The following is an 11,540-nucleotide window of genomic DNA, read 5'->3' as shown; positions in this document are numbered from 1 at the left end:
ACGGCACCGGGAACGGCGCTGGATCTGGCGTTCCAACGCCGCGCACCGCGCAGAACAGCAGCGCAAGCCTGAACCTCACGACGCCGCCGCCCGGACGACCGCGAGGAGGTCGTCGAGGTCGCGGGTGAACTCGGCGGCGCAGTCGGCGTGGTGTGCCGCGGCGCCGAGGCGGTGGTGGGCCGGCAGGTCGGCGGGCCCGAGCCCGACGCGGCGCGAGCGGGCGAGCCGGGTCGACGCGGCGAAGCGGCCGTCGACCTCCGAGAGCACGAAGCCGAGTACGAACGTGGACAGCAGCCGTTCCAGGCGGGGGACCTCGGTGTCGGGCACGCCGAGGTCCAGCAGTGCCTGGTAGACGCGCTCGGCCGGGACCAGGGAGGTTTCGCCGGCGGCCGGCCGGGTGAACAGCAGGCCCGCCACGGCGGGGTGGGCGCGGGCGACCGCGCGCACTCCCCCGGCCAGCTCGCGCAGGCGGGTGAGCGGGTCGAGGTCCGCGGCCGGCTCGGGCAGCAGCGTGAGCAGGTGGGTGGTGATGCCGTCGAGGAGGTCGTCCTTGCTGCGGAAGTAGCCGTACAGCGCCATGGGCGTGAGGCCGAGTCGGGCGGCGACGCCGCGCATCGAGAGAGCCGGCAGGCCGCGTTCGGCCGCCAGCTCGAGGGCGGCGCCCACGATCTCGGACCGGCGGGCGGTCTTGAGTCTGCGCACCCGGCGGAGTCTGCACCGTAGACCCGTCGATCTACGGCGTAGACCGCGCACCGGAACCCGATCGAGCGACAGTGCGCAGCCCGGCCGGGGTCCCCACTGTCCATTGTGGTCACTGCACGGGACCGATGAACGGGGTTCACCCCGGCGCGCCGCGGAGGCGGTTGGCGATCGCGATCACCGACCCCATATCGTTGCGCGGCAGCCATTCGGAGGTGGAACGCGAACGTGCCCGAAGTCGACTACTACGCGGTGCTCGGCGTGGGGAAGACGGCGTCGCCCCCGGAGATCAAGGCGGCCTACCGCCGGCTGGCGAAGACGCTGCACCCCGACGCGGGCGGCACCGTCGGCACGTTCCAGCTGCTGCGCGAGGCCTACGACACGCTGAGTGACTCCCGCGCTCGCGCTGCGTACGACGCGGGCATCCCGAGCGTGCACACGCGCCCGCCGGCGAAGCCGAAGCGCCGCCGGTTCAGCGAGGAGCCCGGGTTCGTGCCCGAGCCGCTGGACCTCGAACCGGACGAGCTCGAGTGGTGGGAGTTCGCGGCGCAGGATCCGCGCGTACGCCACGGCCGGCGGCGCGGACCGGGGCACACGCCGGTGGTCGTGGCCGTCGCCGGGATGGTGCTGGTGCTCGCGCCGCTGGTGCTGGGCGTGGACTTCACGCCGCCGGTGCTCATCGTGTGGCTCGTGCTCACGGCCGGCACGGCCCTGCTGGTGCATCGCCTGGCCCGCGGATACCTGGCCGCGCGGCGCGCCCGCAGCGAGTTCGCCGCCGAGTTCGGTGGTGGCGCGGTGTTCGGCAGCCCCGGCGTGGAAGCCGACGAGCTCGCCGAACGCCTCACGGCCGACCTGCTCGAGCGCTACCTCACGCGCCTGCCCGCCGCCCGCATCTTCCACGGCCTCGCCTGGCCCGGGTCCGTGTTCGCCGACGTGGACCACGCCGTGCTGTGCGGCAAGCGGCTGGTGCTCATCGAGTCGAAGCAGTGGCTGCCCGGCCACTACGAAACCGACGAAGACGGCCGCCTGCTGCGCAACGGCCGGCCCTTCCGCGGCGGCGGCTCCCGCCTCGCCGAGAGCCTCGAGTCCTACCGCGACCTGCTGCCCGGCCTCGCGGTGCGCGGCGCCATGATCGTCTACCCGAGCCGCGACGGCGCCGTGACCACCGCCGAGGACGACTTCGACTTCGAACCGGCCCCGCCCATGACGCCGGAGCAGTTCCTGCGCGAGATCGGCGGCTGGCTCTCGGCCGAACCGTCCACTGTGGACCACGACGCACTGCGCACGATCCGCGCGCAGGTGGTGGGCAGCGGCCGCGCCGCCTGAGCCACACTGGACGGCGTGAACACCGCGGCCACCCTGGGCACCGTCCTGCTCGTCTACGCGCCCGCGGCCGTGACGCCGGGCCCGAACTTCGTGCTCATCGCCCACACCGCGGCCGCCGGGTCACGGCGCGCCGCGCTCGCCGTGGCGGCCGGGGTCGTCGCGGCCGGCGGGCTGCTCGCGACGGTCGCCGTGTTCGGCCTGGGCACGCTCCTGGCGAGCACGCCGTGGCTCGCCACCGCGCTGCGGATCGCCTGCGGCCTCTACCTCGCCTGGCTCGGCGTGCGGCTGTGGCTGAAGGCAAAAGCGCCCACGACCGGGCCGCTCCCGGAGCGGCGCAACGCCTTCGGCCAAGGCATGCTCAGCAACGTCACCAACCCGAAGGCCGCCGTGTTCTTCGGCAGCGTGCTCACCGCCACGCTGCCCCCGACCGAGCCCACTCCCACGAAGATCGCCGCGATCGGCCTCATCGTGCTGGCGTCGGCGACCTGGCACCTGTCCGTGGCGCTGCTGTTCTCCTCCCCCGCCACCCAACGCTGGTACGACCGCGTGCGCCCGACGCTGAACCGGGTCGTCGGCACGGTCCTCGTCGCGCTCGGGATCGCGCTGGCGGTAACCGGGTGAAGCCGTGACGGGTGCCTTGAGGGACTCGTGTTCCCCCAAGGCGCCCTTCACAGACCCGGGTCTCAGCCGTGCGAGCGGTTCTTCGCCGCACGTGCCGAGTTGGTGCACACCTCCCCGACGTCCACGGTCTGGCCGCGGTCGAGGTACACGTCGGCGATGCCCGCCAGCTTGCCCTTCGCGGTGGTGCAGGTGAGCTGGTAAGCCTCCTTCGGCCCGTACGTCGGCGGAATCGGCGAGGCGAACGAGACGCCCCCGGTCCAGTCGTCCACCTGCGCCGGGTCGGCCTGCGCGTAGTTCACCAGCACCGCGCGGTAGTCACCGGCGGGCGGGTCGAACAGCACCGCGTGTTCCGACGTGGTGCCGCCGTTGGCCGACGACGTCACGGCGTTGCCCGCCGCGTCGTACACGTACAGGTCCCAGTCGGTGTCGGGGTTCGCCCAGCTCACGTCCACGCTGAACTTGCCGTTGTCCACCTTCGGCAACCCGTCGACGTGGAACGTGAAGCTCTCCGAAGCCGGGTTGCCCGGGTATGCCTCGTTGATCGGCGGCACGCCCGCCGGGTTCGCCACGGCGTAGCCGGCCTGCGGCGGCCCCTGCGGATCACGCCCGTAACGGCCCGCCACGTACGGCCGCGTCGACGGGTTCACCGACCACGCGAACCGGCCACCGGTCGAGGCGTAGGTGGAGTTCAGGTCGTCGGTCACGTACACCGGCGGCTTGGTGGAGCCGTCGGGCTGCAGCACGGGAGACGTCGGGGTCTGGAACGTCTTGTGCAGCTTGAGCTGGTAACCCTTCGGCGCCGTGCCGATCAGTGTGGAGTGCGCGGCCGGGTCGGCGGTGTTGCGCAGCATTTCCAGCAGCGCACCGCTGTTGCCGCCCTTGCCCGCGCCGGACGACGGGGCCAGGCCCGCGTACTCCGCGACCACACCGACCTCGTACGGCGTGTGGAACCCGGAGCCGCCGATCTCGATCGTGAAGCCCCAGCCGCCGGTGGCCCAGTACGACCAGTCCTCCGTGGTGCCGGTGGTGTCGTAGAGGGCCCAGCTCGGTTCGTTCGTGTACCCGTTGTGCGCGGCCAGTTTCGCGCCCAGCGCCTGGTACACCGGGTCTTCGAGCGGCGGCTTCACGTCGGCGACGCCCGGCGGGCGCAGCACGAGCGCCGCGTTGGTGTGGAAGGTGATCAGGTTCGTGACCTGCCGCGACGACACGACCGAACGTATGTTGCGCGACTCCGGCTCGCTGAACGGCGCGGACCCGCGGAACGTCTCGCTGCTCCACGTCAGGCCCGCTCCCCCGCCGCCCCAGAACCCCGCGTAGTTGCGGTTCGGATCGGTGCCGCGCTGCGCGCCACCCGGGTTCGCCTTGCACACGCCGGTGGCGAACTGCGGCGGCGAATCGGCGGAGTTGCAGTTCTTGCGTTTCATTTCATAGTCGAACCTCGTGAAATCACCACGGGGCTCGGCTTCGCGGGAGATCGAGAAGCCGTCGGGGTTCACGATCGGCACGATGATGTTGCGCGTCTTGCCGACCAGCCCGCGGATCGTGGTGTCGTGGGCGTAGCCGTTGACCAGCTGGTAGGCCCACTCCATCGTGGTCTCGCCGGCCGGCCATTCCCGCGCGTGGTGCACCCCCATGGTGAAGTCGACCGGCTTGCCGTCGGCGGTGTTCGCCACGTCCGTGGCGATCTCGAGCCCGACGACGTCGCGGCCCTCCCACGTCGGCTCCGGCAGCGTGAACGCCTTGACCAGCTTGGGGTTCTTGCGCGCGAGCTCCTTCATCTCGTACTCGTAGTCGTACAGGTGGCGGTAGCTCGTGCGGCCGGACGGCAGCACCGACGCGGCCGCCTTCGCGGCGTACTCGCGGTCAGTCTTCGCATCGCGGATCGACTTCGCCGACAGATCCGGCTCGACCACGGTGGACTTCAGCCCGCTGGCGGCGAGCGTGTGACGGTCGGCGTCGCCGGCGAGCACCACCTCGACACCGGTGGCGTCACCCTTTTCGGTGACATCGAGGCCGAGGCCGAGGAGCTTGTTCTTGTCCGCGCGCGAAGGCGTGTGCACGCGCACCAGCTCCGCGCGCTGGGCCGGCGCGGCGGAGCCGGTCGGGGTGCCCTGCGGGGTCAGCGCGAGGAAGTCGACGCCGACCTTTGCCTCCTTCGCGTTGCCTGCGTAGCGGCAGGCCTGGACCACGAGCTGCTGGCCCTTCTTCACGAAGCTCTCGGCGAGCTCATGGGTGCGCAGCGCCGCCGAGGCCGCGACGAGCGCCCCGGTGGCCTTGTCGAACACGGCGAGGTCCCAGTCGCCCTCGGCGCCGGCACCCGGCGTCAAGCGGGCCTGGACCAGGCCGTCCACCGTCGCGGCGACCTCGCGGCGGTCGGTGCCGGGCGCGCCGGCGGGTTGGAGCGCGGCGAAACACGAGCGGGTGACGGCGCGGTCGGCGCGGACCACGTTCTGCGCGGCCGTGGCCGTCGTCGGCAGCGCGACGAACGTGCCGGTCAGGACGCCGGCCGCGGCCAGCAGCACCCACGGTCTCGATCTTCTGCCTGAAAGTCGTTGTGAAAGAGGTGAATTCCCCACGTTCGCGGACCTCCCGGAGCCGAGCCGAAGCTGGGACGCTTCGGCAGCGAACGACCATATCGACGCAAAACGACCGGGGTAACCTTCGGAAGTACGGGATCATCCGCTCACAGCGGTCACATACCCGTCCTGGCTAATCTCGAAGGATGACCGCCGTCGCCGAGGACCGCCGCCCCGCCCTCCTGTCGATCGCCGGCATCGCCGCGTTCGCGATCGGGGCCGCACTGGTCCTGCTCCTGCAGCTGGTGCCGCCCACCGACGAGATCAGCGTGACCAGCCGCACGATCAGCGAGTACGGCCTGTCGGACAACAAGTGGGTGTTCGACCTCGCGGTGGTGCTGGTGGCCGTGAGCTCGGCCGTCACGCTCGCCGTGCTGCGGCTGCAGCGGCGGTTGCCGGTGGTCTCGGCCGTGTTCGGTGCACTGTGGACGATCGGGCTGCTGGTGATCGTGGCGTTCCCGAAGACCAACTGGGCCACCGCCACGGGTGGCGCGGCGGGCGGCACGCTGCACCGGGTGGCGAGCGTGGTCGCGTTCGTCTGCCTGCCGCTGGCGATCCTGCTGGCCGCGCGCACCACGTTCCCGCACTCACCGCGCCGCCGGTTCGCGGCGCGGCTGCTCGCGGCGCTGTCGCTGGGCTGGCTGGCGATCATCGTCGGCGCCGTGGTGGTGGCCGCGGTGAACGACGAACGCTGGTGGCTACTCATCCCGCTCGGCCTGGTCGAACGCGGGATGGCGCTCACGGAGCTGATCGCGTTGGCCGTGCTGGCGGCGCCGGTCCGGCGGACGAAAACCGCACTCGAACCGGCCGGTACCCAGGCGGCCTAGAGCGCCGGCCGAGCGGCATCCGACCGGGTCAGAACGCGGCGGGGCGGGAACCGGCCGTTCGAAACTCAGCCGGTCAAGCACTCAGTCAGCCGAGCGAGCGAGTCAGCCGAGTGAGTACTCAGCCGGCGTTTCCGGTACCGCGCCGGCTCAGAACTCGTCGCCCTGGCCCAGCTCGCGTTCGAGCTCGTCCGCGCGGGCCACGAGCGTGCGCAGCGGCCGGTCCAGCTCGTCGGCGATGTCGAGCGACGCGAGCGGCACGGTGTGCTTGATCAGGGCCACCCCGTCGACGATCGCCGCGCCGCCGACCCCGGCGCCGCCCACGAGCTCAAGCAAGCGGCGCAGGTCCACGCGGTCGGCCCAGCCGACGGGCGACGACAGCTCGGCCCAGGCGACCCCGTCGTGGTCGGGCAGGAGGTGCACGGTGGCCTGCTGCGTGCGGCCGTCCTCGGTGGGCAGGCGGAAGCGCAGCCAGCCGTCGTGGTCTTCGAGCACCTCGTAACGCAGGCGCACGAAACTGATCACGTCGTTCCAGATCGTCACGGTCGACACCTCTCGCCCCTCGGCCACGGCGCCAGCTTATCGGGCGGCGCCGCGTCCGCGCCCGGCGCGGGCTCGTGGCTCCGGCGGCTCGCCGGCCGGCCACGGACCCGCGCCTTCGGGGGACGGGGTCACCGGGCGGCGGACACCGCCGTGAGCACCGCGTCGAGCGCGCCGGGGTCTTCCATCGCGCTCGTGTCGCCGCGCGGGGCGCCGTCCACGAGGACGTCGCGCAGCAGGCGGCGCATGGTCTTGCCGGTGCGGGTCTTGGGCAGAGCCGTGACCGGGTAGACCTTGGCGAGCCGGGCGTAGCCGCCGAGCTCGTCGCCGACGCGGCGGATCAGCTCGGCCGACACCGAAGCGGCGTCGGCGCCGGCCAGCAGCGTCACGAAGGCGATGGGGACGGTGCCCTTCGTCGGGTCGGGGATGCCGACCACGGCGGCTTCGGCGACGCGCTCGTGGGCGGTCACCACGCCTTCGATCTCCATCGTCGAGATGCGGTGCGCGGCCACGTTGATCACGTCGTCGGCCCGCCCGAGCACCCACAGGTGGCCGTCGGTGTCCAGCACGGCCTCGTCCTTGGTGTTGTACTTGCCGGGGTACTGCTCGAAGTACGCCGAGAGGTACCGGCCGTGGTCGCCCCACACCGTGCGGGCCAGGGTCGGGAACGGCCGGGTGATCACCAGGTTTCCCTTGGTACCGGCCGGAACCGGCACGCCGTCGTCGTCCACGATCTCGCAGTGGTGGCCCGGCAGCGGCCGGCCGGCGGAGCCCGCCTTCAGCGCGTCGACGCCGGTGACCGGGTAGGTCCAGGTGGAGCCGGTCTCGGTCTGGCCGTAGGCGTTCACGATCGGCACGTCGAGGTGCGCGGTGCCCCAGGTGAAGGTCTCGGCGTCGAGCGGTTCGCCCTGCACGGTGATCAGCTTCAGGTTCGGCAGCGGGTGCGCCGCGCACAGGTCCTCGCCGAACGCGCGCAGCATCCGCAGCACGGTCGGCGCGGCCAGCACCTGCGTGACCTCGTGGCGTTCGCAGAACTCGTAGAACCGTTCCTTCGTCGGGGTGTCGAGCGCGCCCTCGTAACACGCGATCGTGGTACCGCAGGCCAGCCCGCCGATCACGGCCTGGATCGGGAACGTCAGCCAGCCGACGTCGGCCGCGACCCAGTACACGTCGCCCTCTTCGAGGCCGGCCTGCCAGTAGGCGTTGGCCCAGGTGCCGACCAGGAACCCGGCGACCGAGTGCACCACGCCCTTCGGCGTGGACTCGGTGCCGCTGGTGAAGATCAGGAACGCCGGGTCGTTGGCCTCCAGCGGCACGGCCGGCGTGCCTTCGGGGTGGCGCGCGACGAGGTCGGCGTAGGACACCTCGCCGGCTTCGAGCGGCAGGTCGCGGCCGGTGCGGTCGAGCACCACGACCTGGCCGAGGTCCGGCAGGCCCGGGCGGGCCGAGCGCAGCGTCTCCAGCAGCGGCACGAGCTTCCCGCGCCGGTACGACGCGTCGGCGACCACCACGGCCTTGGCGCCGGAGACCTTGAGCCGCGCGGCCACGGCGTCCTTGCCGAAGCCGGAGAACAGCACCGTGTAGATCGCGCCGATCCGGTTGCACGCGTGGATGGCGGTGAACGCCTCGACGAGGTTCGGCAGGTAGATCGCGACCACGTCGCCCTTGCCGATCCCCAGCTCCAGCAGCCCCGCCGCCAGCGACGACGTCTCCCGCGCCAGCTCGGCGTAGGTCACCGTGCGCGTGTCGCCGGGCTCGCCTTCCCACACCACGGCGGCGCGGTCGGCCGTGGCCGGGTCCTCGGCCCAGCGGTCGACGCAGTTGTCGGCGACGTTGAGCAGCCCGCCCGTGAAGTAGCGGAACTCCGGCAGCTCACCGCTGCGCACCTCGTCCCACGGCCGCATCCACCGCTGCCGCCCCGCGACCCACGCCCAGTACTCGTCCGGGTCGCGGTCGTGCAGCGCCCGCGCCTGCGCGATCTCCGCGGCCCGGCTCGCCGAGCGCCACCGTTCCGGAAGCTCCTGCAACGGAACGGAGATCAGCTGTTCCACACTGTCGGCCACGGCCACACTCCCTTGTGCGTTCGGTCGGTGAAGCGTCTGCTCAGACGGCCAGCCCCAGTGAACGCGCGATCAGCATCCGCTGCACTTCGGACGTGCCCTCGCCGATGGTGAGGATGCGGGCGTCCTGGTGGTGCCGGGTCGCGGCCGTCTCTTCGATGAAGCCGTAGCCTCCCTGCAACTGCGTCGCCAGGTAGGCGGCCTTGTTCGCGGCTTCCGACGCGACCAGCTTCGCGGTGGCGGCGGCCTCCCTGATCGACAAGCCGTGATCGTACTTCCACGCGCCGTCGTAGGTCATGGTGCGGGCGGTGGCGGCGAGCGCGCCGATGTCGGCGGCCTGGAAAGCCACCGCCTGGTGGTTGCCGAGCGGCTTGCCGAACGACGTGCGCTGCGAGATGAAGCGCAGCGTGTCGGCGAGGCAGCCGCGCGCGAGCCCGGCGCTCATCGCGGCGATCGGCAGCCGCGCCCAGGTGAGGAACTCGAGCGCGTCGCGGTAACCCCGGCCCGGTTCCGAGAGCACCGCGTCGGCCGGCACGCGGACGTCGTCGAAGAACAGCGGGTGCGTGTCGGACGAGCGCCAGCCCAGCTTCGGGTAGCCCTTGCCGACGGTGACCCCCGGCGCGTCGAGCGGCACGAGGAACGCCGACACCGGCGGACGCCCGCGCTCGCCGTCGCCGACGGCGGCCATCAGGATCACGTAGCGCGAGAACGGCGTGCCGGAGTTGGTGATGAACTGCTTGGCGCCGTTGATCACCCAGCCGTCGCCGTCCTGGCGCGCGACCGTGCTGATGTTGCCCGCGTCGGACCCGCCCGAGGGCTCGGTGAGGCCGATCGAGATGAACGTCTCGCCGGTGGCGGCCGAGGGCAGGATCTGCCGGCACAGCTCGGGCCGGTCCTGCGCGAGGTGCGCGAAGAGCGCCGCGCAGATGGCCTGCACGTGCACGGTGACCGCGAGCGAAGAGTCCACTGTGGCCAGTTCCTCGATGGTGAGGCACAGCGTGCGCAGATCCGCGCCGGCCCCGCCGAACTCCGCGGGCACCATCAGCCCGAACACGCCCAGGCGCCCCGCTTCGGCCACCAGGTCGGCGTCGAATCGCGACTCGATGCTGCGCTGCGCCGCTCCGGGCTCGACGACGTCGGCGGTGAACTTCCGCACCGTGTCGCGCCACTGCAGGTGCTCGGGGGTGAAGGCCCACGGCAGCTCGTAACCGTGATCGGCCAGCTGGCCACCGCGCGCGGCGTTCGTGGTGGTCGCGGTCATTCGGCATCACCCGTTCTTCCGGTCTCCCCGCCCAGCCGGGACTGGGCCGTCCGGAGCAAACCTAGGTTCGGCCGGTCGGAGCGGATACCCACGAGTGGGGGTGGTCAGCCCGCCGGCAGGAACGGTGCCACCAGCAGCTCCGCCAGCTCGTCCGCCAGCTGCGCCGGCCCGACGGCGCCGGCCGGGTCGTACCAGTCCGGCAGGTAGGCCAGCGTGCCGTACGCGATCTCCAGGCACAGCCGCGCCTTCCGCGGCTCGGTGCCGAGCTCCTGCGCCGTCCGCTCGAACACGGTCGCGTGCTCGCGGCGCAGCGTGAGCACGGCGTCCTGCAGCGCGGGCACGCTCACGCGGGCCTTGAAGAACAACGGCACGTACTCGGGGTAGTCGCGGACCTCGATCAGCACCTGTTCGCGGAAGAGCCGGCGCAGGCGTTCCCGCGGTTCGGGCTCGGCGTCGGCGATCGCGTGCAGGCGGGCGGACACGTCGGCGGCCGATTGGCGCAGGCAGCGCAGGAAGAGCTCTTCCTTGGAGGACACGTAGTAGTAGAGGCTGGCGCCCCGCAGGTCGAGCTCGGCGGCGATGAGGTCGAAGTTCGCGCCCTCGTAGCCGTGGCGGGCGAACACGCGCGCCGCGGCGCGTTCGAGGCGGGCCACACGGGCGGCGCGTTTGCGCTCGGCCCGGGTCAGCGGTTCGGGCGCGGCGGCCACCGATGCGTTTTCGGACCCGCCGGCCGGGATGCTCCCCACCGCGGTCACGGTAGCAAGCCGGCCCTGCGCGCCCGGTACACGGCTTCGCCGCGGGTGTGACTGTCCAATTTGGCCATCGCGCTCTTCAGGTACGACTTCACGGTCTGCACGGTGAGGCCGAGCCGGCGCGCGACGGCCTCGTTGGCGTGCCCCATCGCCACGGCCGTGAGCACGTCCAGCTCGCGCGGCGAGAGCCGAACCGGCAGGTCGGCCTCCTTCGGCGGTCCCGAGAGGCCCGAGAGGCAAGCGCCCAGCTCCGTGAGCCGGCGGCGCACCGCGGGGTCGGGCACGGCGGCGGCGATCTCGGCCAGCTCCGCGGCGATGTCGACGGCCGAGCGCTGCCGGGGCGGCTCTTCGGCGGCCGAGCGCTTCACGAGGTCGACGACCCGGTCGATGAGCCCTTCGCCGAAGATCACCGACGTGCGGGCCGCGCCGTACACGACGTCGCGCACCACGCCGTCGGTCTTCACCGGCACGGCGAACATCGCGCTCAGGCCCTCGCCGGCCACCGCGCCGTCGAAGCGGTGGGTGATGCCCTTGGCCGCCACGTAGTCGCGCACGAACACCGGCCGTTCCAGCGCGATGCAGCGCCCGCCGACCCCCTCGCCCTTGGGGATCGCCAGGTCGCGCAGCAGGTCAGTGCGCGCGCCGTCGAACCGGTCGAGCACGAACGTGCCCGTGGCGCGGTCCACGGACGCGGCGAACGCGATGTCCACGGGCCCGAGCCCGCGAACGGCGCGCAGCACCTCACCGACGCGCATCCGCTCTTCGCGCGGCGTCGTCGTCGACATCCCGGCCTCCTTCCACCGCCGACCGCCGGCAGCTGAGACCCGCATCACTTTACGTAGTCGCTCCTGGAATTTCTACTCGGCTCTTGAAAAAGGGCG

At 72.3% G+C, this 11,540-nt stretch carries 10 protein-coding genes; 3 read left to right on the top strand and 7 right to left on the bottom strand.

Going from position 1 to position 11,540, the window contains the following annotated elements; genetic code table 11:
• Positions 1-75 precede the first annotated feature (75 nt).
• Positions 76-702: a TetR/AcrR family transcriptional regulator gene (locus VSH64_RS04005; RefSeq protein WP_326834081.1), complete on the bottom strand. Its 627-nt coding sequence runs from the start codon at positions 700-702 to the stop codon at positions 76-78.
• Between the two features lie 225 nt (positions 703-927).
• On the opposite strand from VSH64_RS04005, the gene VSH64_RS04000 reads away from it, so the two are divergent.
• Together VSH64_RS04000 and VSH64_RS03995 are read left to right on the top strand one after the other, a co-directional pair.
• Positions 928-2,025, top strand: coding sequence for a J domain-containing protein (locus tag VSH64_RS04000; protein ID WP_326834080.1), 1,098 nt, complete (start codon positions 928-930; stop codon positions 2,023-2,025).
• A 15-nt stretch (positions 2,026-2,040) separates the two neighbouring features.
• Complete coding sequence (locus VSH64_RS03995; RefSeq protein WP_326834079.1) at positions 2,041-2,646, top strand: LysE family translocator; 606 nt, start codon at positions 2,041-2,043, stop codon at positions 2,644-2,646.
• 62 nt (positions 2,647-2,708) lie between these two features.
• Here VSH64_RS03995 and VSH64_RS03990 read toward each other — a convergent pair whose 3' ends face one another.
• Positions 2,709-5,168 carry a M14 family zinc carboxypeptidase gene (locus VSH64_RS03990; RefSeq protein ID WP_326834078.1) on the bottom strand — a complete coding sequence of 820 codons (2,460 nt, stop codon included), beginning with the start codon at positions 5,166-5,168 and terminating at the stop codon, positions 2,709-2,711.
• A 200-nt stretch (positions 5,169-5,368) separates the two neighbouring features.
• Between VSH64_RS03990 and VSH64_RS03985 the strand changes: the two genes are divergently transcribed.
• On the top strand, positions 5,369-6,049 hold the full coding sequence (locus VSH64_RS03985) for a DUF998 domain-containing protein (protein WP_326834077.1): 681 nt from the start codon (positions 5,369-5,371) through the stop codon (positions 6,047-6,049).
• A 147-nt stretch (positions 6,050-6,196) separates the two neighbouring features.
• Here the strand turns inward: VSH64_RS03985 and VSH64_RS03980 are convergent, their stop codons facing one another.
• The 5 genes from VSH64_RS03980 to VSH64_RS03960 all read right to left on the bottom strand — a co-directional run bounded on the left by VSH64_RS03980 (position 6,197) and on the right by VSH64_RS03960 (position 11,444).
• The gene (locus VSH64_RS03980) at positions 6,197-6,589 is read right to left on the bottom strand and encodes a hypothetical protein (RefSeq protein WP_326834076.1); all 393 of its coding nucleotides are present in this window, start codon (positions 6,587-6,589) and stop codon (positions 6,197-6,199) included.
• A gap of 128 nt (positions 6,590-6,717) precedes the next feature.
• Positions 6,718-8,649, bottom strand: coding sequence for an AMP-binding protein (locus VSH64_RS03975; protein ID WP_326834075.1), 1,932 nt, complete (start codon positions 8,647-8,649; stop codon positions 6,718-6,720).
• A gap of 40 nt (positions 8,650-8,689) precedes the next feature.
• Positions 8,690-9,907 (bottom strand): acyl-CoA dehydrogenase family protein, encoded by a 1,218-nt coding sequence (locus tag VSH64_RS03970; RefSeq protein WP_326834074.1) that lies wholly within the window; start codon positions 9,905-9,907, stop codon positions 8,690-8,692.
• Positions 9,908-10,011: 104 nt separating this feature from the next.
• The gene (locus VSH64_RS03965) at positions 10,012-10,653 is read right to left on the bottom strand and encodes a TetR/AcrR family transcriptional regulator (protein WP_326834073.1); all 642 of its coding nucleotides are present in this window, start codon (positions 10,651-10,653) and stop codon (positions 10,012-10,014) included.
• A 5-nt stretch (positions 10,654-10,658) separates the two neighbouring features.
• Positions 10,659-11,444, bottom strand: a complete 786-nt coding sequence (locus tag VSH64_RS03960) for a helix-turn-helix transcriptional regulator (RefSeq protein WP_326834072.1) — start codon at positions 11,442-11,444, stop codon at positions 10,659-10,661.
• Positions 11,445-11,540: the final 96 nt, after the last annotated feature.

It is taken from the genome of Amycolatopsis rhabdoformis (genome assembly GCF_035918295.1).
Lineage (GTDB): Bacteria > Actinomycetota > Actinomycetes > Mycobacteriales > Pseudonocardiaceae > Amycolatopsis > Amycolatopsis rhabdoformis.
The sequence above is the reverse complement of the archived record's forward strand: the minus strand, read 5'-3'. Positions and strand labels throughout refer to the sequence as shown.

Excerpts from the sequence above, each read along its gene's own strand:
- VSH64_RS03960 (WP_326834072.1), bottom strand. The coding sequence starts at position 11,444 with ATGTCGACGACGACGCCGCGCGAAGAGCGGATGCGCGTCGGTGAGGTG.
- VSH64_RS03970 (WP_326834074.1), bottom strand. The coding sequence starts at position 9,907 with ATGACCGCGACCACCACGAACGCCGCGCGCGGTGGCCAGCTGGCCGAT.
- VSH64_RS03985 (WP_326834077.1), top strand. The coding sequence starts at position 5,369 with ATGACCGCCGTCGCCGAGGACCGCCGCCCCGCCCTCCTGTCGATCGCC.